Origin of the sequence: Streptomyces sp. NPDC005774 (genome assembly GCF_042871645.1) — a bacterium.
Taxonomy (GTDB): domain Bacteria; phylum Actinomycetota; class Actinomycetes; order Streptomycetales; family Streptomycetaceae; genus Streptomyces; species Streptomyces pratens.
Genome location: NZ_JBIAIV010000018.1, coordinates 79602 through 101317 on the forward strand (window position 1 = coordinate 79602; position 21716 = coordinate 101317).

16 protein-coding genes are annotated in these 21716 nt (G+C 73.3%); 4 read left to right on the forward strand and 12 right to left on the reverse strand.

The features are described from left to right. Positions 1-20: 20 nt before the first annotated feature. From ACFYQA_RS18615 to ACFYQA_RS18640, 6 genes are all read right to left on the reverse strand, one after another. Entirely contained in the window at positions 21-497 is a 477-nt protein-coding gene (locus tag ACFYQA_RS18615) for an LAETG motif-containing sortase-dependent surface protein (RefSeq protein WP_388918620.1), read from the reverse strand. 209 nt (positions 498-706) lie between these two features. Continuing rightward, complete coding sequence (locus ACFYQA_RS18620; RefSeq protein ID WP_388918623.1) at positions 707-1864, reverse strand: alkaline phosphatase PhoX; 1158 nt, start codon at positions 1862-1864, stop codon at positions 707-709. Between the two features lie 154 nt (positions 1865-2018). Beyond that, positions 2019-2996: an SMP-30/gluconolactonase/LRE family protein gene (locus ACFYQA_RS18625; protein WP_388918626.1), complete on the reverse strand. Its 978-nt coding sequence runs from the start codon at positions 2994-2996 to the stop codon at positions 2019-2021. Positions 2997-3159: 163 nt separating this feature from the next. Further along, complete coding sequence (gene nirD, locus ACFYQA_RS18630; RefSeq protein ID WP_388918629.1) at positions 3160-3510, reverse strand: nitrite reductase small subunit NirD; 351 nt, start codon at positions 3508-3510, stop codon at positions 3160-3162. Then, complete coding sequence (gene nirB / locus ACFYQA_RS18635; RefSeq protein ID WP_388918633.1) at positions 3507-6140, reverse strand: nitrite reductase large subunit NirB; 2634 nt, start codon at positions 6138-6140, stop codon at positions 3507-3509. The genes nirD and nirB overlap by 4 nt, the downstream gene beginning before the upstream one ends. Then, on the reverse strand, positions 6140-7366 hold the full coding sequence (locus ACFYQA_RS18640; RefSeq protein ID WP_388918636.1) for an NAD(P)/FAD-dependent oxidoreductase: 1227 nt from the start codon (positions 7364-7366) through the stop codon (positions 6140-6142). The genes nirB and ACFYQA_RS18640 overlap by 1 nt, the downstream gene beginning before the upstream one ends. Positions 7367-7587: 221 nt before the next feature. Here ACFYQA_RS18640 and ACFYQA_RS18645 point away from each other — a divergent pair, with 221 nt between their 5' ends. Next, positions 7588-8370, forward strand: coding sequence for a sulfite exporter TauE/SafE family protein (locus ACFYQA_RS18645; protein WP_386401647.1), 783 nt, complete (start codon positions 7588-7590; stop codon positions 8368-8370). 251 nt (positions 8371-8621) lie between these two features. On the opposite strand, the gene ACFYQA_RS18650 is transcribed toward ACFYQA_RS18645, so the two are convergent. The 6 genes from ACFYQA_RS18650 to ACFYQA_RS18675 all read right to left on the reverse strand — a co-directional run bounded on the left by ACFYQA_RS18650 (position 8622) and on the right by ACFYQA_RS18675 (position 16508). Beyond that, positions 8622-9311, reverse strand: a complete 690-nt coding sequence (locus ACFYQA_RS18650; RefSeq protein ID WP_388918639.1) for a class F sortase — start codon at positions 9309-9311, stop codon at positions 8622-8624. Positions 9312-9423: 112 nt separating this feature from the next. After that, positions 9424-10014 (reverse strand): hypothetical protein, encoded by a 591-nt coding sequence (locus ACFYQA_RS18655; protein ID WP_388918642.1) that lies wholly within the window; start codon positions 10012-10014, stop codon positions 9424-9426. A 290-nt stretch (positions 10015-10304) separates the two neighbouring features. After that, positions 10305-12479: a molybdopterin oxidoreductase family protein gene (locus ACFYQA_RS18660; RefSeq protein ID WP_388918645.1), complete on the reverse strand. Its 2175-nt coding sequence runs from the start codon at positions 12477-12479 to the stop codon at positions 10305-10307. 155 nt (positions 12480-12634) lie between these two features. After that, on the reverse strand, positions 12635-13192 hold the full coding sequence (gene tpg / locus ACFYQA_RS18665) for a telomere-protecting terminal protein Tpg (RefSeq protein ID WP_386401655.1): 558 nt from the start codon (positions 13190-13192) through the stop codon (positions 12635-12637). A gap of 3 nt (positions 13193-13195) precedes the next feature. Continuing rightward, positions 13196-15337: a telomere-associated protein Tap gene (gene tap / locus ACFYQA_RS18670; RefSeq protein WP_388918648.1), complete on the reverse strand. Its 2142-nt coding sequence runs from the start codon at positions 15335-15337 to the stop codon at positions 13196-13198. 436 nt (positions 15338-15773) lie between these two features. Beyond that, positions 15774-16508, reverse strand: a complete 735-nt coding sequence (locus ACFYQA_RS18675; RefSeq protein WP_388918651.1) for a vancomycin high temperature exclusion protein — start codon at positions 16506-16508, stop codon at positions 15774-15776. A gap of 332 nt (positions 16509-16840) precedes the next feature. Here ACFYQA_RS18675 and ACFYQA_RS18680 point away from each other — a divergent pair, with 332 nt between their 5' ends. From ACFYQA_RS18680 to dnaG, 3 genes are all read left to right on the forward strand, one after another. After that, positions 16841-18211 carry a deoxyguanosinetriphosphate triphosphohydrolase gene (locus ACFYQA_RS18680; RefSeq protein ID WP_388918654.1) on the forward strand — a complete coding sequence of 457 codons (1371 nt, stop codon included), beginning with the start codon at positions 16841-16843 and terminating at the stop codon, positions 18209-18211. A gap of 154 nt (positions 18212-18365) precedes the next feature. After that, positions 18366-19631, forward strand: a complete 1266-nt coding sequence (locus tag ACFYQA_RS18685; protein ID WP_388918657.1) for an NAD(P)/FAD-dependent oxidoreductase — start codon at positions 18366-18368, stop codon at positions 19629-19631. 123 nt (positions 19632-19754) lie between these two features. Continuing rightward, positions 19755-21695, forward strand: coding sequence for a DNA primase (dnaG, locus tag ACFYQA_RS18690; RefSeq protein WP_388918660.1), 1941 nt, complete (start codon positions 19755-19757; stop codon positions 21693-21695). Positions 21696-21716: the final 21 nt, after the last annotated feature.

A 21716-nucleotide genomic window follows, 5' to 3' on the forward strand; every position in this document is an offset into this window, starting at 1 on the left:
GGGCGGCTTTTCGGGGAGGGTCAGTTCGTGCTGCGGCGCCGACGCGCCGCGAACATTACCCCGCCGCCCGCGAGGACGACGGCCGCGCCTCCGGCCGCGAGGTACGGGGTGGCGCTGTTGCCGCCGGTCTCGGCGAGGTCGGTGCCGCCCTGGCCGGTGGCGTCCTTTTCGCCGGTGTCGGAGCCGGAGGCGGAGCCGGTGTCGGAGCCGGAGTCGGTTTCGGTGGCGCTGTCGTCCGAGCCGGTGTCCTTGCCCTTGTCCCTGTCACCGACGGGGACGAAGTCCGCCGGCGCCTGGTCGCAGCCGATGCCGTCGCCGTCGCGGTCCAGGTGCTTGCCGTAGTGCTCGCTGCTCGCCGGAATGTTGGAGTACCCGGCGGCGTACGCCGCGGGGCAGTTCTTGAACACGCCCTCGTGGGCCACGGCGGTGGTGACGGGCAGTGTGGCCAGTGCGAGCGCGGCGACGGTCACGGCGGCGGACTTGCAGGACAGGTTCACGGGGATCCCCCAACTATGTACGGATTTCCGGCAGCGTGCCCCCGTCCGGGACGGTCTGCCGGGTGTGAGCTGCCGACGGTAGGGGAGGGGCTGGGGGAGGGTGTGGAGGTTTCGTGGACCCGTGATGCGAACGTGACGTGACCGGTCGGTAGCTCTCCGCTCACTCCGGTGTGTTCTGCGTACCGGAGCGAGCGGAGGGCGGAGGGCGGTTACGTGCGGAACGGGCCCCTCACCTCGTACGTGATGCCGTCCGACGAGCTGCCGCTCGTGCCGCGCTGGCTGGAGAAGTACAGGCGGGTGCCGTCCGGGGAGAAGGCCGGGCCGGTGATCTCCGAGCCGGACTGGCCGTTCACCCGGAGGAAGGGGGCCACGACGTCGTCGGGGGTGATGACGCAGATCTCCAGGTTGCCGCCGTCCTCGGCCACGAACAGGTCGCCCGAGGAGGAACCGGTGATGTTGTCGACGCCGGTCAGGGGGGCGGAGCCGCCCGTCACCAGGGAGTCGTCGTAGGCGAGTTCGATGGTCTGGGCGGCGGCGTCGTACTGCCAGACGCGGTTGTCGCCCTTGGTGGTGAACCAACAGGTGTCGTTCGCGTAGTGGCAGCCCTCGCCGCCGTTGAAGCGCTTGGCGCCGGAGACCTGGTTGCGGGTCGCGGTGGCTCCGGACGGGTCCGGGACCCGTACCCAGCTCACCGGGCCGCTCGTGCCGCTGCCCGCCACCAGGACCTCCAGCGTGCCGGAGGACAGGTCGCCCCAGGTCGTCGGCCGGAACCGGTAGAAGCAGCTGTCCGAGACGTCCTCGGTCAGGTAGACGACCTTGCGGACCGGGTCGGCGGCGGCCGCCTCGTGTTTGAAGCGGCCCATCGCGTCCCGGCGGACCGCCGCCTTCGTCCCCCACGGATCGGTCTCGTAGACGTAGCCGCGGTCCACCTCCTCGCAGGACAGCCAGGTGTTCCACGGGGTCTTCCCGCCCGCGCAGTTCTGCCGGGTGCCGGACAGGACGCGGTACGCGTCCGTGACGGCGCCGGTCGCCGAGAAGCGGACGGCGCCCGCGCCGCCGGACGGGTTGATCTCCGAGTTGGAGACGTAGATCCAGCCGCTGCCGTCCGCGTAACAGGCGCCGCCGTCGGGGGCGTTGTGCCAGGTGTACGAGGTGCCCGGGACCTGTTGGCCGGACCGGGCGATCACTCTGCTGGTGAACCCGGCCGGCAGCCGGATCCCGTTGGCGTCCGCCGCGCCGAGCGCGCCGTACGGGCCCGTACCGGGCTGGGCGGGCGCCGCGTACGCGGCGCTGTGCCAGAGCGCGCCGCCGAGGACCGCGCCGGAGCCGCCCATGGCGCTCGCGCGAAGGAAGGTACGACGTTCCACTGCCGCTCCCAGGGGTGCCGTGAACCGTCCCGCCACCGGGGCCGGTGACGGGGGCGTGCGGTCACGGAACCTATGCGTTCAGCATGGACACATCATGGACGTGGGTGTACCGGACGGTGACCATCCCCGGCCGGGCGCCCCGGCGGTCGTCGCCCTACAGCGGTACGCCCACCGCCGTGAACGTCGTCTCCGGTGTCTGCGGGCTGGTGAATCGGGCGTTGACCAGGTACAGGCGGTCGCGGTAGCGGGCCGCGGTGGCGGGGACGTCGAAGCGCGGATCGGTGATCGAACGGCGCAGGGCCGCCGTCGTCGCGCCGGCGTCGAGGTGGAACACGGTGACCACGTTCAGCCGGTTCTGGACCACGTACAGCGTGCGGCCGACGCGGACCAGGCCGTCGCCGTTGACCACGTCGGCCGCGCCGGACAGGACGATCCTGGTGGCGTGGCCGGTGTGCAGGTTGACCCGGTACAGCTCGCCCGGGGTGCTCTTGACCACGATGACGTCGCGGCCGTCGGGGGTGCTCACGATGCCATTGGCGTTGTTGACGTCGGGCAACTGCTCCCAGTCGCCGCTCAGGGGCAGCGCCCGGACCGTGCCGCGGCGCCCGCGCGGGACGCCGTACAGCACCGCGTCGCGCGAGTCGGTGAACCAGGCACGGTCGTCGAGCAGGGCGACGTCGTTGATGAAGTGCCCTGTGGCGGGCGTGAGTCGGTGGGTGGTGCGGAGGGCTCCGGTGCGGGCGTCCACGAGGCGCGCGGTACCGCCGGCGCCACCCGCGACGTACAGCAGGCCGTCGCGGTCGTCCAGCTTCAGGCCGATGGAGGCGAGGCCGGGGGCGCCCTCGTGGAGCACCCGGCCCTGTCCGGTGCGCAGGTCGGTGCGGTAGATCGCGCCGTTCGCGCGCGAGCCCATGTACGCGTACGGCCCGGCGCCGATGGTGATGCCCTCGGGGAGCCAGCCGTCGGGCAGCGGGAACCCGGTCGGCCGGTCGGCGCGGTGGCCGCCCGCCTGCGCGGCGCCGGCGCCGACGGCCCCGGCGAGGGTGGCGAGCGCGGTGGCCGCGGCGCCACCGAGGACGGCGCGTCGGGACGGCCGGGGGCGCGTGGGGTGCTCGGGGTGCTTCCGGGTCATGGTTCGTGCCTCCGTGGCGGGTGGGGAGTGCGCGAGACGAGTGGGCGGAGTACCCAGTTTCGATGAAACTCCAAGAACCCGCCCGCTGAACGGAAACACACGTATCCGACAGGAACTCGACAGGCGCCCGGCCCCCGGCTCCCGGCCGCCGTGCCCTACGTGCTCACGCCGTCTCGACCTCGTACGTCCTCAGGCGGACCGTGTCGTCGTCCAGGCACTGGCCCGTCTCCAGGTCGAAGCGCTGCTTGAGCAGCGGGGAGGCGACGAACGGGCGGCCCCGGTGGGTGCCGGTCAGGCCGCGGGAGAGGACCGCCGCGCCGGTGAAGGGATCACGGTTGTCGACCGCGTACAGCCCGCCGGTGCGGGCGGCGAAGACGGCGACCTGCCGGCCGTCGGGCAGCAGGGCCGCCACGCCGCGGCCGGGGATCAGGGTGCTCAGGTCGCAGACGGCGAACCAGGTGTCGGTCAGCCGGATCCGGACCTTCAGGTCGGTGGTCTCGAGGGCCAGGGTCATCGCTGGGCGCTCCCTTCCAGGGCGGCTTCCTTGGACTGCGCGGGTCGCATGCCGATGTTCAGCAGCGGCAGGTCGGGCTTCATCTGGTCGCGTTCGGGGACGAAGCCGACGACCGGGTCCGGGGTGTCGGGGGCGTTGACGAAGGACACGAACCGGGCCAGCTTCTCGGGGTCGTTGATGGTCTCGGCCCACTCGTCGCGGTAGTGGGACACATGGGCCCGCATCTGTGCCTCCAGCTCGTCGCAGATGCCGAGCGCGTCGTGCACGACGACGTCCCGTACGTGGTCCAGGCCGCCGGGGATCCGCTCCAGCCAGGTGGAGGTGCGCTCCAGCCTGTCGGCGGTGCGGATGTAGAACATCAGGAACCGGTCGATGAGACGGACCAGTTCGGCGTCCGAGAGGTCCTGGGCGAGCAGGTCGGCGTGACGCGGGGTGGAGCCGCCGTTGCCGCCCACGTAGAGGTTCCAGCCGCTCGCGGTGGCGATCACGCCGAAGTCCTTCGACTGGGCCTCGGCGCACTCGCGGGCGCATCCGGAGACCGCCGACTTCAGCTTGTGCGGGGAGCGCAGGCCCCGGTAACGCAGCTCCAGGTCGATCGCCATGCGTACGGAGTCCTGGACGCCGTACCGGCACCAGGTCTGCCCGACGCAGGACTTCACCGTGCGCAGCGACTTGCCGTACGCGTGGCCGGACTCGAAGCCCGCGTCGACCAGGCGGGCCCAGATCACCGGGAGTTGTTCGACCCTCGCGCCGAACATGTCGATGCGCTGGCCGCCGGTGATCTTCGTGTAGAGGCCGAAGTCGCGGGCGATCTCGCCGATGACGATCAGCTTCTCCGGGGCGATCTCACCGCCGGGGATGCGGGGGACGACCGAATACGAGCCGTTCTTCTGGAGGTTGGCGAGGAAGTGGTCGTTGGTGTCCTGGAGGGCGGCCTGTTCGCCGTCCAGGACGTAGCCGCTCGCGCCGATCACCGGGGCGAGGGAGGCGATGATCGAGCCGGCCGTCGGCTTGCACACCTCGCAGCCGTCGCCGCCCCGGGCGTCCTCGCGGCCGTACCGGTCCAGCAGGTCCCGGTGGGAGGTGACGCGCAGGGCGTGGACGATCTCGTACAGCTCCTCGCGGGTCCGCGCGAAGCAGCCGCACAGCCCCTTGTCGACCTCGACGCCGCTCGCCTCCAGTTCGGCGGTGACCAGCTGGCCGAGCACCTTCACGCAACTGCCGCAGCCCGTACCGGCCTTGGTGCACTTCTTCACCTCGGGCACGGTCGTGCAGCGGTGCTCGGTGACCGCGCCGCGGACGGCGCCCTTGGTGACGTTGTGGCAGGAGCAGACGACGGCCTCGTCCGGCAGCGCGGACGGGCCCAGCCGGTCCGGGGCTCCGGCCCCGGCGGGCAGGACGAGGGACTCGGGCGGGACCGGCGGGACCGAGCCGGTGAAGGCGCGCAGCGTGCCGTACGCCTCCGCGTCGCCGACCAGGATGCCGCCGAGCAGCGTGCCGTCGCCGCCGATGACCAGCTTCTTGTAGAGGCCGGCGCGGGAGTCGGAGTAGACGACGTCCAGGCAGCCGGCGGTGGCGCCGTGCGCGTCGCCGAAGGACGCCACGTCGACGCCGAGCAGCTTCAGCTTGGTGGACAGGTCGGCGCCGGTGAACGTCAACCGGTCGGCCTCGTCGGCCTCGTCGGCGGCGATGGTCGCGGCGGCGGTCCGCGCCTGCTCGTAGCCGGGGGCGACCAGGCCGTACACCCGGCCGTCGGCGGCCAGCGCACACTCGCCGATCGCGAAGACGTACGGGTCGGCGACCGTGCGGCACTGCTCGTCCACCGCGATGCCGCCGCGCTCGCCGACGGTCAGGCCGCAGTCGCGGGCGAGTTGGTCACGGGGGCGGACACCGGCGCTGAACACCACCAGATCGGTGGGGAGTTCGGAGCCGTCGGACAGCTTCATGCCGGTGACCGCACCGTCCGCGCCGGTCACGATCTCCTGCGTGCCCACGCCCGTGTGGACGGACAGGCCCATGCCCTCGACGGTGCGCAGCAGCGCCGCGCCGCCGCCCTCGTCGACCTGTACGGGCATCAGGCGGGGCGCGAACTCCACGATGTGCGAGGTGAGTCCGAGCCCGTCGAGCGCACCCGCCGCCTCCAGGCCGAGGAGCCCGCCGCCGACCACCGCGCCGGTCGTCGCGTTCTTCGCGTACTCCTCGATGGCGAGGAGGTCCTCGACGGTCCGGTAGACGAAGCAGCCCTCGGCGTCCTTGCCGGGGACCGGCGGGACGAAGGGGTAGGAACCGGTGGCCAGGACGAGGACGTCGTAGCCGACGACCAGCCCGGAACGGGCGGTCACCTCGCGGGCCTCGCGGTCGACGCGCTCGGCCGGGTCACCGACACGCAGTTCGATGCCGTGCTCCTCGATGAACCGCGGGTCCGTCATGGACAGGTCCTCGGGAGTCCTCCCCGAGAAGTACGAGGTGAGCCGGACGCGGTCGTACGCCGGACGCGGCTCCTCGCACAGCACGACCACGCGGTGCGTGGCGGTCAGGCCGCGCTCGGCGAGCGCCTCGAGGAAGCGCTGGCCGACCATGCCGTGGCCGACGAGCACGATCGTGGGGGTGGCCTCCGGGGCGGTGGTCATCAGGAGCCTCCGTCGTGGGTGAGCAGGTGGAGCAGGGGGCCGCCGTCGGAGGGGAGCGGCTCTGCTCCCTCCCAGGCGCGCGCGAGCGCGCCGACGGTGCCGAGTTCGCCGACCAGGACCCCGCCGACCAGCCGGTCCTCGCGGACGACGACCTTGCGGTAGGTGCCCCGGGTGGCGTCGGCGAGCTGCACGATGTCGTCGCCGGGGCGGGGGTCGGTCTCACCGAACGCGGCGAGATCGAAGGGGCGGTCGGGCCCGGTGAGCGTGAGCCGGGTCAGGGACCGGGTGCCGGTGTAGCGGGCGCCCGCGTCCCCGGTGAGCAGGGCGGCCAGGGCGTCGGCCTGCTCCAGCGCCGGGGTGGCCAGCCCGTAGACCTGCCCCGCGTGCTGGGAGCAGTCGCCGATCGCGTGGATGTGCGGGTCCGAGGTGCGCAGCTCGTCGTCGACGACCACGCCCTCGCGCACCTCCAGACCGGCCGCCCGCGCGAGGCCGATACGCGGGCGGGCCCCGCATGCGAGGACGACCAGGTCGGCGCCGAGGGCGTACCCGTCGGCCAGCTCCACCGACCGCACCGCGCCGCCGACCGAGCGCACGTCCCGCACCCGGCACTCGGTGTGCACCTCGACGCCCAGATCCTTCAGATGCCGCCAGACGAGCCGGGAGGCGGCCGGGTCGAGCCGGCGTTCCAGGAGCCGCTCGGACTGCTGGGCGAGGACGACCTGCGCGCCGCGCACGGCCAGCGCCCGCGCCGCGGAGACCCCGAGCAGCCCGCCGCCGATGACGACCGCCCGGACTCCCGGCCGGACCGCCTCGGACAGTCCCAGGCAGTCGTCCATGGTCCGGAACGCGTGCATACCCTCGGGCAGCTCGCGGTCCGGGGTGAACAGGCCGCGCAGGGGAGGCAGCACGGCGTTGGAACCGGTGGCCAGGACCAGCCTGTCGTAGGCGATCGGGGAGCCGTCGGCGCACCGGACGGTCCGCCCGGCCCGGTCGATGCCGGTGACCCGGCCGCGGATCAGCACCGTCGGGGCCGCCGGCGCCGGCAGCGCGATCACCTCGGGGCCGTACCGCCCCGCCAGCACCTCGGCGAGCAGCACCCTGTTGTACGGGCGGTGCTCCTCCTCGCCGATCAGCGTCACCGGCGTGCCGAGCTCGCCGAGCCGCCGGGCGAGCGTCCCGCCCGCCAGACCGGTGCCGATCACCACCACACGCTCGTTCGAGGTCATGGCACTGAGCGTGCGGTGCGGGTGTTACCCGGCGGCATCCCCTCTGTTTCCCGCGCGGAACGCTGCCCTCAGCGGGGGCGGGGGGTGCGTGTGAGGGTTCGGGGCGCGCGGCGGAGGGGTGTGTGAGGAGGCCCGGTGAGCGAGCACTGTGAGGAGCCTCAACCTCAGGAAACGCTCATCTTGATGGACGGCACAACTATCCGCTTCGTAGGGTCACGCCCATGCCCGACATCTCCCTGACCACGGTCGTTCTCCTCTGCCTCGCGGCACTGGCGGCCGGCTGGATCGACGCGGTGGTCGGCGGTGGCGGCCTCCTGCTGCTGCCGGCGCTGCTGCTCGGCCTGCCCGCCGGCACCCCCGCCGCGCACGCCCTGGGTACCAACAAGGCGGTCGCCATCGTCGGCACCACCGGCGCGGCGATCACCTACGCCCGCAAGGCGCCCGTCGACGTACGGACCGCCGTACGCATCGGCCTGGCCGCCCTCGCCGGCTCCTCGGGCGGGGCCTTCCTCGCCGCCGGGATGAGCACCGAGGTCCTCAAGCCGGTGATCATGGTGGTGCTGCTCGCCGTCGCCGCCTTCGTCATCCTCCGTCCCAGCTTCGGCACCGCGCCGAAACCCGGCCCGGTCTCGCGGCGCCGCGTCCTCGCCGCGATCGGGTTCGGCGGCCTGGGCATCGGCTTCTACGACGGTCTCATCGGCCCCGGCACCGGTACGTTCCTCGTCCTGGCGCTCACCGCCCTGCTCCACCTCGACCTCGTCACCGCGTCCGCCACCGCGAAGATCGTCAACTGCTGCACCAACGCCGGCGCGCTGGCGATGTTCGCCTGGCAGGGCGCGGTGCTGTGGCAGCTGGCGGGCCTGATGGCCGTGTTCAACCTGGCGGGCGGCACCCTCGGCGCCCACACGGCCCTGAAGAAGGGCAGCGGCTTCGTCCGCATCGTCCTGCTGGTGGTCGTCTTCGCCCTGGTGGCGAGCATGGCGTACGAGCAGTGGCTGGCCTGAGACGGCGACCACCGACCAGCAGCCGGCCGGGTATCCACGAACTCGCATGCACGGCCGTGTATGCGAAGTCGGCGGTTGGGCCTGGAGCGGGTTCTACGATGGGCCGGCCGGTGACCGAGACACTGCCCCCGTGGGCATTGACCTCTTCGACGTTGAACGGCTCCTGCTGACCGAAGCTGCGGAGCCGCCGCTGCCGCACAGGCGTGAGACTCGGTGCCGGCCGGCCATGTAGGGGGCAGCCGATCGAAGGCTCAGCGGCTGCCCGTCAGGTGGGCGTAGACGACGACGTTGCCCCGGTAGCCGGTGGTGCGTGAGTAGTCTCCGCCGCAGGTGATGATCCGCAGTTCCGGGCGGTTCGCCGCGCTGTACACCTTCTCGTCGGGGAAGTCCCGGGCGTCGTACACCTCGACGGCGTGCACGGTGAACACGGCGGTGGTGCCGTCGCGCCGGTCCACCTCGACGGTGCCGCCTTTGCGCAGGGCGCCCAGGGAGTAGAAGACGGCGGGGCCGTCGGCGTTGTCGACGTGGCCCGCGACGACCGCGGTGCCCGTCTCGCCGGGAGTGGTGCCGGCCTCGTACCAGCCGGCCAGGTTCGTCCGCTCGGGCGGCGGTACGTCGAGGCTGCCGGTGCCGGTCAGTCCGAGGCCCGTCAGGGGCGCGTCCACGCCGATCGAGGGGATGCGGATCCGGTCGGGCGGGGAGGGCGGCAGTGGGGAGGCCTGCTCCAAGGGGTGTCCGGAGCTGCGTTCGGAGCCGTGTCCGGCGCCGTCTTCGGCGGGCACGGAGTGCGCCTGGGCGGCGGACGGCTGGGGCGGGGCGTTCGTCGCGGCCCCGTCGCCCAGCAGCCACAGCCCGCAGCACAGGGCGAGCACGCTCACCGACCCTATGACCGTGTCGCCCGGGCTCCCGACCCGGCTGGACCTGCAACGTATGCGGCGCATCGCTCACTGACCTCCCCGGAGTCGGCCCCGTGCCCCCTCCGGGCCGCGAGGGGCGTCGGAACCGGAGGGAGAGGGACATGCGGTACGGCGGACGGGCGGTGGAGGACGCCCGTCAGATCCCGTCGCCTCTCGCCCGGCGATGCAGGAGCCAGGTACCGCCCGCGGCGGCGACGGCGAGAGCCGTCACGCCGGCCGCGGTCTGTATGGGATCGGGGCCCAGAGCGCCACCGACCCCCGTCTTCACACTGCCCTGGGGATACACCGGCTGCGCCGCGGGCGTCAGCCTGACCACCAGGTCGCCGGTCACCCGCTGCCCGCCCGCGTCGCACGTCGCGACGATCTCGTACGTGCCCGGCTGCGCGCCCGGCGGCACCCGGAACCGTCCGGTGGAGTCCGGCTGGTCCGAGCCCGGCGCCAGCGTGAAACGGCCGGCGCCCACGGCGGTGGCGTCGCCCGCGACCGTGTCGTTGTCGCCGCACGCCGCGGTGTTCACCGTCACCTGCGCGCCGGCCACGACCATGGCCGGGTGCAACTCCAGGCTTCCGGCCGGCCTCCCGGCCGTCGCGTCGTAGGGGGGCCCTGCGGGTGCGACGGACTCCTCGGCGTACGCGGCGGGTGCGGCGGGCGCCAGGAGCAGTCCCGCGGCGGCCACGGCGAGCGCGGGACCGGTCAGGCCGGTCAGCCGCCGGACGGTACCTCGCATCGATGCTCCCTCGGGCTCACGAAGGGGCCACGCCCGCGGCACCCCCATGTGCCGCCGTCAGTCGCGTCCCATTGGTCCGAGGTAAAGGCCGACGGGCGCGGCCCGCTCCCTGAGGGGGCGTCAAAAACGAGGTGAACGGGTGTCGGCCGGCCCTGGCGGGATCCCCGCCCAAGCCCGTTTCGGCAGGTCACGGCCGTGCCGAGGGCCCGGCCGGGGGAAAGAACCCGATGGGCGAGCCGCACGGCGGTGAACGGGTGAGGCGAGAGCGACAGCCCGATCGGGACGGGGGCTCAGGACCGGACCGTCTCCACCCGTACCGCGCACACCTTGAACTCCGGCATCCGCGAGGTCGGGTCCAGGGCGGGGTTGGTGAGAGTGTTCGCGCGGCCCTCACCCGCCCAGTGGAACGGCATGAACACGGTGTCGGGGCGGATCGCGGTGGTGATCCGGGCCGGCGCCACCGCCCGGCCCCGACGGGACACCACGGCCAGCGGATCGCCCTCGGCCGCCCCGAGCCGCTCCGCGAGCCGCGGATGCAGTTGCACGAACGGGCCGGGCGCGGCCGCGTTCAGTTCGTCGACGCGCCGGGTCTGCGCACCGGACTGGTACTGCGCCACGACCCGGCCGGTGGTCAGCAGGACGGGGTACTCGTCGTCGGGCTCCTCGGCGTTCGCGCGGTGCGCGACGGGCACGAACCGGGCCCGCCCGTCCTCGGTGGCGAACCGGTCGAGGAACAGCCGGGGGGTACCGGGGTGTACGGCACTGGCTGCTGCTATTACTGCCGGTGCCGGTGCCGGTGCTGCCGGGGCCGCTGCCACCGGCGTGGGTTCGGGGCCGTGCTCGGGCGCCGGGCACGGCCAGAACACGCCGTTCTCCTCCGCGAGCCGCCGATAGCTGATCCCGGAGTAGTCCGCCGGCCCGCCCGCGCTCGCGCGGCGCAGCTCCTCGAAGACCTCCTCGGGATCGGTCGGGAACCTCTTCTCCGGACTCGGCCCGCCGCCGAGGCGGGCGGCCAGCCCGTGCAGCACCTCGAGGTCGCTGCGCACGCCGTCCGGCGCGGGCAGCGCGCGCCGCCGCAGCAGCACCCTGCCCTCCAGGCTGGTCGTCGTGCCCGTCTCCTCCGCCCACTGCGTCACCGGCAGGACGACATCGGCGAGCGCGGCCGTCTCCGACAGCACGACATCGCACACCGCCAGGAAGTCCAGCGACCGGATGCGCTCCTCGACGTGCGCCGCGCGGGGGGCCGACACCACCGGGTTGGAGCCCATCAGCAGCAGCGAGCGGATGTCCGTACCCAGCGCGTCCAGCAGCTCGTACGCGCTGCGCCCCGGGCCCGGCAGGGAATCGGGGTCCACACCCCAGACCCCCGCCACGTGCCGGCGGGCCGCCGGGTCGGTCAGCTTGCGGTAGCCGGGCAACTGGTCGGCCTTCTGGCCGTGTTCACGCCCACCCTGTCCGTTGCCCTGCCCGGTCAGGCAGCCGTACCCGGACAGCGGGCGGCCCGCGCGGCCGGTCGCCAGACACAGGCTGATCCAGGCGCTCACGGTGTCCGTGCCCTTGGCCTGCTGCTCGGGTCCGCGAGCGGTGAGCACCATGGCCGCCTCCGGCTCGCAGAACAGCCGTACGGCCTCCCGCAGCAGGGGCACGGGCACGCCGGTGAGCCGCTCCACGTACTCCGGCCAGTGCGCCATCGCCGCGGCCCGGGTCTCCTCCCAGCCGACGGTGCGTTCCCGGATGTACGCCTCGTCGGTACGGCCCTCGGCGACGACCAGGTGCAGCAGGCCCAGCGCCAGCGCGAGGTCGGTGCCGGGGCGGGGCGCCAGATGCAGGTCGGCCTGCTCGGCGGTCTTCGTGCGGCGGGGGTCGACGACGATCAGCGTGCCGCCGTTCTCCCTCAGCTCGGCGAAGTAGCGCAGCGCCGGCGGCATGGTCTCCGCCGGGTTCGAACCGACGAGGATCACGCAGCCGGTCCTCGGGATGTCCTCCAGGGGAAACGGCAGCCCCCGGTCCAGCCCGAACGCCCTGATGCCCGCGGCCGCGGCGGACGACATGCAGAAGCGGCCGTTGTAGTCGATCTGGGAGGTGCCCAGCACCACCCGCGCGAACTTGCCCAGCGCGTACGCCTTCTCGTTCGTCAGCCCGCCGCCGCCGAACACCCCGACCGCGTCCGCCCCGTACCCGGTGCGCGTACGGCCCAGCCCTTCGGCGATCCGGTCCAGCGCCTCGTCCCAGCCGGCGGGCACCAGCGCGCCCGTCTCCGGGGACCGCACCAGCGGCGAGGTCAGCCGGACGCCGGGGCCGAGTACCGCCGGTGCCGTACGCCCCTTGCCGCACAGCGCGCCCCGGTTCACCGGGAAGTCCGCGCGCTCACTCACCCGGACGGTCCCGCCCGGCGCGGGCGTCAGATTCATCCCGCACTGCAGGGCGCAGTACGGGCAGTGCGTGGGCGTCACGGTGCTCTGCATGCCGCCCAGCGTGCGCCGCACGTGTTACACACCGCACCGGCCCCGGTTACACCCCCGGTACGGCCACCTCCCCGGGGGCGGGGGAGCGTGGTGAGGCCGGCCGATGACGTCGCGGCCGGTGGCCGGGAGCCAGCGGTTGTGCCCTCGCTGTCTCCTCAGTAGTCCAGGTCCAGGTAGTCGATGTCGTTGAGGGCCACGTCCGACAGGCCCGGGGCGCGGCCGCCGCCGTCCTGGAAGTAGACGTCCTTGAATCCTTCGGCGATGATCCCGCGCATCTCCTGGTCGCCGGCTCCCGTGGCGCGGGCGTCGAACAGGCGCTGCGCGTACGCCGGGGGGAGGTGCACGGTGAGGCGCCGGAAACGTCCGTCGTCGGTCGTGCCGATGGGCGCGGTGTATCCGAAGCGGGCCCGGGTCTCCACCGTGATCCCGCCCGTGGCGGCGGCCTGCTTCTGCCGGCGTTTGCGCACCTGCGGCTGCCAGCGGGCCCGCACCGCGTCGTCGATCTTCTCGGCGACGTCGGCGCGGGCGTGTTTGCGTGCGCCGCGCCGGTAGCGGTTCACGGAGTCGGCGGTGACACCGATCTCCTGCGCGACGGCCTTCGCGCTGCCCAACTGCTTGAGCAGGTAACGGATCTGGCTCCTGAGCGTCTTGGGCGGCTGGCGGGTGAAGCTTTCCCGGTCGGCCCGCTCGATGGCGTCCTCGATCTCCCCCACCGGTCACTCCCCTTCGTCGAGGACGGCGTCGCCGCCCTTGATGTGGCGGGCGGGGTTGAGGCCCTGTTCCATCAGGCCGACCGCCCACAGCATCGACTGGACGCCCTCCGACTTGGCCAGGCCGGGCGAGGGCCCGAGGCGGAAGCCGCCCGGCTGCGGCTTGCCGGACGCCGCGTAGGGCAGGAAGTCGAGCGGGCTGTCACCCGGCGAGGGGTAGACGACGCAGTCGGACAGCACGGCGAGCGGGTACAGGCCCGTCATCGCCGCCATGTTGCGCAGCTTGCGGTGCATGTTGACCCGCGCCTTGGAGATGACGGCGGCGCGGATGTCCGGGCGCCAGGTCGGCCGCTGGAGGGCCGGCCACCGCTCGCCCTCCTTGTAATGGCGGCCCTGCGGGCGTTCGCGCAGCTTGCCCACGCCGCCCTTGACCGTGGCCTTGATGGCGGCGAGGACGGCCGTCAGGGCCGGGTCGACGTCCTTGTGCCGCTCCATCGCCGTGAGGAACGCGCGGTCGTCCAGGTCCTTGGTGACGCCGAGGTCGGCGAGGGTGTCGACGTACGCCGTCCTGAGCCGGTCGTGCCACGGGTCCAGGTACGCGCCGGTCTCCCGGCGCAGGTATGCCTCGATCGGATGTACGTCGTGACCGAGTTCCTGGGCGTAGGCGACGGTGTGCGTCTGGTACCAGGCCGGGCCGGCCGGGCGCTCGCCGGTCGGCGTGAAAGGCGACGGCAGGCGCGGGTCCGGCTCGATGCGGCTCAGGTCGACCAGCCAGGAGCCGGGGATCTTCGGGTTGAACGTCGGGGCGTGGAAGTGGTCCGGGGCGGACAGGCCGACGACCAGGCGGGCCGCGGCGGCGAGGAACGCGGTGTTCAGGTCCAGGCCGACCGCGTACGGCAGCGTGCACTCCTCATCGGTGAGCGTGTCCACCGACCGCACCCACTGGTACGCCTCTTCGTCCAGGAACCCGCCGGTCCAGCCGCTGTTCACGACCACGGGGTGCTCGGGGGTGGCCTCCGGCGGTGCCGGATCCATCGGCTCCGTGCCCAGCGAACCGGGGTGCGGGCCGGGTACCCAGTTCCCGGTCCCCGCATCCTGCACGGCCTTCGTGGGCGGGCGCAGCGCCGTCATCAGCTCCAGGCCCGAGACGGCCATGGAGCCGCGCGGGGTGATGACCCGCTGGGCGTAGACGCCGAGGACGCGGGCGACGTCGGCCGGCTCCATGTCCGCGACGCCGGGCCAGGACCGTTCGTCGAGGGCGTCCCAGGACAGGATCGCGAGCTGCACGCACTGCCGCTGGTTCCCCTGTGCCTTGCGGTAGATCCGCGCCCAGGGGCCGAACCCGCGCTGCGTGAGCCGCCACTTGGCCTTCGTCACCTGCTTGACCACCGGGTGGTCCTCCGGCAGGCGCAGGGAGCGGCGCTGCTCGTGGCCCTCCAGGCGCTCCGGCAGCCCGAGCTTCACGGCGGCGGAGGCGGTGAGCACGATCAGCGGGTCGGAGTCCTTGCCGTAGCGGTTCAGCTTCGGAGCCCCGAGGCCGGACTCACGCAGCGTCCACTCCACCAGCTCCGGCACCGTGGTCGCCGGGCAGTCGAGCACGATGCCGTCCGTGCCGTACGCGGAGCCATCGCCGTCCAGCACCGCGAGCGGACCGTGCGGGAAGCGGGGGTCGACGGAGGCGGGCTTCGCGGTCTTCCTCGCCGCCGGACCACCCGACGACGTCACCGGACGCGCGACCGGACGCGCGGGGCGCTCGAGGGCGGCCCGGGCGGTGGGCGCCTCCACCGGTGCGACGGTCCCCGGCCCGGGCGCGGCCGGGCCGGCGACCGTGGCCGGCACCTCCGGCTGCGGCGCGACGGCCGGGGCGGGCCCGGCGGTGGAGGAACCGGATGCGCCGGGCGCGGGATACTTCGCCGCCCAGCCCTTCAGAAGTCGCTGGTACGCCTCCAGGCGCGGCGGCTTGGGCTCGGAGCGGCCGTTCTCCCAGTTCTTGATGGACTGCGTCGACGTTTTCAACGCGGCCGCGAGGCGGGCCTGGGTGATGCCGGCGGCCTCGCGCAGTCGGGCACGCTCCGCAGGGGACGGGAGCTGTGGCTCCTCCTCCAACAGTGCGTCGACCGACGCGAACAGCTCTTCCTCGGTGGCCATGGCGATCTCCCTCCGCGCCTCGACCCTAGCGGACTTTGCCCCCTCATTTAACCTGTTCATGTAACCCGTCCGGGTATCCGGACGGGCGGCGGGCACAGGCCTGGAGCAGCTGCCGGAGCCAGTGGCCGAGCAAGCCGGTGACGGCTCGGCCGCCCGGCCGTCCGGTGGTGCGGCCGTCCGGTGGTGCGGCCGCCCGGCCGTCCGGTGGTGCGGCCGTCCGGTGGTGCGGCGGGGTGCGTCAGTGACGGGTGAGTCCTCGCAGCCGGTCTGCGGGCCGTCGTCGGGCGGGCCGGCCGAGCGGCAGGCCTCCGCCTTCAGGCTGCCGAGGGGGAGTCGGTGAGCTCGCTCGGCCCGGCGGCCTGCTCGGCCGGGAGAGCGATCGTGATCCGTGTCGGGTCCGCCGTGGCGCGAGCATGCCGCGACCCGCACGACACGGTCACCGTGCGGCCGCCGTGGCGTGGATGCCGTCGAGCGCCCGCCGCACCCCCGGCTCCCTCGGGCCGAGGAAGTGGGGGTCCGGGCGGAAGACCGCGTCCAGGGCCGCCTTGCCCGCGGCGAGGATCTCCCGGGTGCCGCCGTAGTACCAGGTCAGGTCGTGCCGGTCGTCCACGCCGACGCCGTACGAGGAAACGCCGGCCGCCTGGCACAGGGTGACCGCGCGCCGGATGTGGAAGCCCTGGCTGATCAGTACGGCCCGGTCCACACCGAAGATCTTCTTCGCGCGGACGCACGAGTCCCAGGTGTCGAAGCCCGCGTAGTCGCTGACGATCCGCGCGTCGGGCACGCCGTGCCGGGCCAGATAGGCGCGCATCGCGTCCGGCTCGTCGTAGTCCGCACGACTGTTGTCGCCGGTGACCAGGACCACCTCGATCCTGCCCGCCCGGTACAGCTCGGCCGCCGCGTCCAGCCGGTGCGCGAGATACGGCGACGGCTCCCCGTCCCACAGGCCCGCGCCGAAGACCACGGCGACCTCGGTGCGGGGCACGTCGGCGGTGGTGTGCAGCCGGCCGTCCGCCGCCAGGTGCATCCACGTCGCCGGCAGCAGCGCCAGGACGCACGCCGCCATCCCCGCCTGCACCAGCCGCCGCCGGCCGGCCCGGGTACGCGGCAGGCGTGCCCGGCGGAGCCATCGGGCCCCGCCCGCCCTCGCGCGGCGCAACAGGTGAAGCATGGGACGAGCACCCCCCGGTCGGTCTTCGACGTCGAAGACGCCTCCGCGCGTCCTCCGGTTCAGCCGCGCCCTGTGATCAGCGGCACGGCACGGTACGCGGCGGGGGCGAAGCCGCGGCTCGAACGAGCTCACACCGCGCGGGGGCGTTCCGTGAACCGCCGGAAAACACCCGTCACGCCCGCGCAACGGGGAGGCAACGTCCCCCGGCGACGATCGGGGGCATGACGGCGCACCTCACGACCTCGATCAGCAGTCGGCCGCCCGGTCACGGAGCGCTCAGCGGGAGCGGCCGGCGCCGCCCGAGTGTCACCGCGTGGCCGTAGTGTCGAGGCATGGCAGGCACCAGCACTTCCGCCCCCACCGGCCCCGCGCCCCAACCCTCGGCACAGTCGCCGACGCAGGCACACCCGCAGCAGTACCCCACTTCGCCCCCCGGCTACGACCCGGCGTCGGCCGCCCGCTGGGACGCCGAGCCGGACAAGCGTCCCGGGCGTACCGCCTTCCAGCGCGACCGCGCGCGCGTGCTGCATTCCTCGGCCCTGCGCCGCCTGGCCGGCAAGACGCAGGTCGTCACCCCCGGCGAGGCCGACGCAATCTGGGACGCCAGCCCCCGCACCCGCCTCACCCACTCCCTCGAATGCGCGCAGGTGGGCCGGGAGCTCGGTGCCGCCCTCGGCTGCGACCCGGACCTGGTGGAGGCCGCCTGCCTCTCCCACGACCTGGGCCACCCGCCCTTCGGCCACAACGGCGAACAGGCGCTGAACGAGTTCGCCGAGGACTGCGGCGGCTTCGAGGGCAACGCCCAGTCGCTGCGCCTGCTCACCCGCATCGAACCCAAGCGGTTCCTCACCGACCCGGAGACCGGCGACGCCGTCAGCGTCGGCCTCAACCTCACCCGCGCCACCCTCGACGCCGCCACGAAGTACCCCTGGCCCCGGGGCGCCCACCCCACCGACCCGGTCTCCCCGAAGTTCGGCGTCTACGAGGACGACCGCCCCGTCTTCGACTGGGTTCGCGAGGGTGCCCCCGAGGGCCGTATCTGCTTCGAGGCGCAGGTCATGGACTGGGCGGACGACGTCGCCTACTCGGTGCACGACGTGGAGGACGGCCTGCACGCCGGCCACATCGACCCCAACGTCCTGCACGCCGAGCCCGAACGGCAGGAGGTCTTCGCCGTCGCCGCCGGCCGTTACGTCGGCGCGGACACCGACCCGGCGGAGCTCGCCGAGGCGCTCGACCGCCTCCTCGCCCAGGAGTGGTGGCCGCACGGCTACGACGGCACGGCCCTCGCCCAGGCCCGCCTGAAGGACGCCACCAGCCAGCTCATCGGCCGCTTCTGCCTGGCCGCCGAGGGCGCCACCCGGCAGAAATCCGGCAGTGGCCGTCTCACCCGCTACGGGGCCGAACTCGTCGTCCCCCGGGAGACCCGGATGGAGTGCGCCGTCCTCAAGGCGGTCGCCGACCGGTACGTCATGCAGCGCGCCGAGCAGGAGCGGCTCCGCGCCGACCAGCGGATCGTCGTCCTCGAACTGGCCGAGGCGCTCACCGCCCGCGCCCCCGACGGCCTGGACCCGCAGTTCCGCTCCCTGTTCGCGCAGGCCCCGGACGACCGCGCCCGCAAGCGGGTGGTCGTCGACCGGATCGCGTCCCTCACCGACGTCTCGGCCCGCTCGCTTCACGCCCGTCTCACGGGGCAGGCATGAAGGAGAGGGAGCGCGGAGGGGACGGGTGGGACACCGGAGACGTGTGCTCGCTCGAAGGTGACCCTCCGTGGCCTGATCGGGCCACCCCTTCTTCCCGCATCACCCTGTGTGCGGGACGCTCGCAAGTGGCGGCACCCACAAGAGGAGGCATCACGTGGTCGACGCGAATCATACATTCGTCATCGTCGGAGGCGGCCTGGCGGGCGCGAAAGCGGCCGAGACGCTGCGAACGGAGGGATTCACCGGCCGGGTCCTGCTGATCTGCGACGAACGGGACCGCCCGTACGAACGGCCGCCGCTGTCCAAGGGCTTCCTGCTCGGCAAGGCGGAACGCGACAGCGTTTTCGTGCACGAGCCCGCCTGGTACGCGCGCCACGACATCGAGCTGCACCTCGGCCAGACCGTCGACGCCGTCGACCGCGCCGCGAAGACCGTCCGCTTCGGTGAGGACGGAACCACCGTCCGCTACGACAAACTGCTGCTGGCGAACGGCGCCGAGCCCCGCCGCCTGGACATCCCGGGCACGGACCTCGTCGGCGTCCACCACCTGCGCCGCCTCGCGCACGCCGAACGCCTCAGGGGCGTCCTGACCTCCCTCGGCCGGGACAACGGCCACCTGGTGATCGCCGGCGCCGGCTGGATCGGCCTGGAGGTCGCCGCGGCGGCCCGCGGGTACGGCGCGGAGGTCACCGTCGTGCACCGCGGGCGGACCCCGCTGCACTCGGTCCTCGGCCCCGAGCTCGGCCAGCTCTTCGCCGACCTGCACAGCGAGCACGGCGTCCGCTTCCACTTCGGCGCCACCCTCACCGGGATCACCGGGCAGGACGGCGTCGTCCTCGCCGCCCGCACCGACGACGGCGAGGAGCACCCGGCGCACGCGGTCCTCGCGGCGATCGGCGCCGTCCCGCGCACCGGCCTCGCCCAGGCGGCGGGCCTGGACCTCGCCGACCCCGTGGACGGCGGCGGCATCCGGGTCGACGAGCGGCTGCGCACCTCCGACCCGGACATCCACGCCGCCGGTGACGTCGCCTCCTTCCCGCACGCCCTCTTCGGCACCCGGCTGCGCGTCGAGCACTGGGCCAACGCCCTCAACGGCGGCCCGGCCGCGGCCCGCGCGATGCTCGGCCAGGAGGTCGTCTACGACCGGGTCCCGTACTTCTTCAGCGACCAGTACGACCTGGGCATGGAGTACTCCGGCTGGGCGCCGGCCGGCTCCTACGACCAGGTCGTGGTCCGGGGCGACGCGGGCAAGCGGGAGTTCATCGCCTTCTGGATGAAGGAGGGCAGGGTGCTGGCCGGGATGAACGTCAATGTGTGGGACGTCACCGACCCGATCCAGCGGCTGATCACCTCCCGGGCCCCGGTGGACACGGACTCCCTGGCGGACCCGCGCGTGCCGCTGGAGAGCCTCGTCCCCTGACGGCCCGCCGCCACCACGCGTCCTGACACCCGGCCTCCACCTGGCACCCCCGGGGCGGACGCCTGGCACCCCGGGGCGGACGCCTCGGATCCGGCTGCCGGCGGACCGCCGTAGACTTCAGGCGTGGCTGGACGGATCAACGACGAGGACGTGAAGGCGGTACGGGACGCGGTCCCGATCGACGCCGTGGTGTCCGAGTACCTCCAACTGCGCAACGCGGGCGGCGGCAACCTCAAGGGCCTGTGTCCGTTCCACGACGAGAAGTCGCCGTCCTTCCAGGTGAGTCCGAGCAAGGGGTTCTTCCACTGCTTCGGCTGCCAGGAGGGCGGCGACACCCTCACGTTCGTGATGAAGATCGACCACCTCTCCTTCTCCGAGGCGGTCGAGCGTCTGGCCGCCCAGGCCGGCATCACCCTGCGCTACGAGGAGGGCGGATACAACCCCGCCCACCAGCGCGGCGAGCGCATCCGCCTGGTCGAGGCCCACCGGATCGCCGCCGACTGGTACATGGAGCAGCTTGCGAACTCCGCCGAGGCGGACACCGGCCGCGCCTTCCTCGCGGAGCGCGGCTTCGACCAGGCCGCAGCCCAGCACTTCTCCGTCGGCTACAGCCCCCAGGGCTGGGACCACCTCACCCGCTTCCTGCGCGGCAAGGGCTTCACCGACAAGGAACTGGTCCTCTCCGGCCTCTCCCAGGAGGGCCGCCGCGGCCCCATCGACCGCTTCCGCGGCCGTCTGATGTGGCCCATCCGCGACATCGGCGGCGAGGTCGTCGGCTTCGGCGCCCGCAAGCTGTACGAGTCGGACAACGGACCGAAGTACCTCAACACCCCCGAGACGGCGATCTACAAGAAGTCCCACGTCCTCTACGGCATCGACCTGGCGAAGAAGGACATCGCGAAGTCGTCCCGCGCGGTCGTCGTCGAGGGCTACACCGACGTCATGGCCTGCCACCTCGCCGGCGTCACCACCGCCATCGCCACCTGCGGCACCGCCTTCGGCGGCGACCACATCAAGATCCTGCGCCGGCTGCTGATGGACAACGGCTCGGCCCGTGTGATCTTCACCTTCGACGGGGACGCGGCCGGCCAGAAGGCTGCCCTGCGCGCCTTCGAGGACGACCAGAAGTTCGCCGCCGAGACCTACATCGCCATCGCGCCCGACGGCATGGACCCCTGCGACCTGCGCCTCGCCAAGGGCGACGACGCGGTCGCCGATCTCACCGAGCCCCGCACCCCGCTCTTCGAGTTCGCGCTCCGCCACATCGTGAGCCGCTACGACCTGGACACCCCGGCCGGCCGTGCCGCCGCCCTCGACGAGGCCGCCCCCGTCGTCGCCCGCATCAAGAACAGCGGCGCCCAGCACGAGGTCGCCGTCCAGCTCGCCGGCATGCTCGGCATCCTCGACACCCAGTTCGTGGTCAAGCGGGTGGCACAGCTCGCCCGCTGGGCCCGCGACCGCGGCGGCAAGGGCCCCGCCCCCGACCGGCAGCAGCACGGCCAAGGCGGCGGCGGTGGCCCGCAGCAGTACGGCTCAGCCCCCGCCCAGGCCTCCTCGCGCGGCCCCGCCCTCAACCTGCGCAACCCCGTCTTCGCCACCGAACGCGAACTGCTCAAGCTTGCCCTCCAGCGCCCCGAGCTGGTCTCCCCGGCCTTCGACGCGTACGGCCTCGACGAGTTCACCGCCCCGGTGTACGTGGCGGTGCGCCAGGCCATCCTGGACGTGGGCGGCGCCGAATCCGGCGTCCCCGACTCCCAGGACTATCTGATCCGCGTCCGCGAGGCCGCTCCCGACGACACCGTCCGCGCCATGGTCACCGAGCTCGCCGTCGAGGCGATCATGCTGCACCGGGGCGTCAAGGAGGTCGACGAGAACTACGCGGGCGCCCAGCTGGTCACCGTCCGCCGCCGTGCGGTCGAGCGCCGCATCCGCGAGATCACCGGGCGGCTGACCCGCGTCGCCTCCCAGGGCGACCCGGCCGAACTGGCCTCCGTGCAGAACGAGCTGTGGGTCCTCCAGCAGTACGACCAGGCCCTGCGCGGACACGGCGCGGCGGCCCTGTAGGCAGGCCGTGACCGCCGGGTC

What these genes read in the sequence shown, in the direction of transcription:
- tap (WP_388918648.1), bottom strand. Translation starts at nt 15,337, where the DNA reads ATGGCCACCGAGGAAGAGCTGTTCGCGTCGGTCGACGCACTGTTGGAG.
- ACFYQA_RS18680 (WP_388918654.1), top strand. Translation starts at nt 16,841, where the DNA reads ATGGCAGGCACCAGCACTTCCGCCCCCACCGGCCCCGCGCCCCAACCC.
- nirB (WP_388918633.1), bottom strand. Translation starts at nt 6,140, where the DNA reads ATGACCACCGCCCCGGAGGCCACCCCCACGATCGTGCTCGTCGGCCAC.
- ACFYQA_RS18650 (WP_388918639.1), bottom strand. Translation starts at nt 9,311, where the DNA reads ATGCGCCGCATACGTTGCAGGTCCAGCCGGGTCGGGAGCCCGGGCGAC.
- ACFYQA_RS18645 (WP_386401647.1), top strand. Translation starts at nt 7,588, where the DNA reads ATGCCCGACATCTCCCTGACCACGGTCGTTCTCCTCTGCCTCGCGGCA.
- ACFYQA_RS18625 (WP_388918626.1), bottom strand. Translation starts at nt 2,996, where the DNA reads ATGACCCGGAAGCACCCCGAGCACCCCACGCGCCCCCGGCCGTCCCGA.
- ACFYQA_RS18640 (WP_388918636.1), bottom strand. Translation starts at nt 7,366, where the DNA reads ATGACCTCGAACGAGCGTGTGGTGGTGATCGGCACCGGTCTGGCGGGC.
- ACFYQA_RS18655 (WP_388918642.1), bottom strand. Translation starts at nt 10,014, where the DNA reads ATGCGAGGTACCGTCCGGCGGCTGACCGGCCTGACCGGTCCCGCGCTC.
- ACFYQA_RS18675 (WP_388918651.1), bottom strand. Translation starts at nt 16,508, where the DNA reads ATGCTTCACCTGTTGCGCCGCGCGAGGGCGGGCGGGGCCCGATGGCTC.
- nirD (WP_388918629.1), bottom strand. Translation starts at nt 3,510, where the DNA reads ATGACCCTGGCCCTCGAGACCACCGACCTGAAGGTCCGGATCCGGCTG.
- ACFYQA_RS18660 (WP_388918645.1), bottom strand. Translation starts at nt 12,479, where the DNA reads ATGCAGAGCACCGTGACGCCCACGCACTGCCCGTACTGCGCCCTGCAG.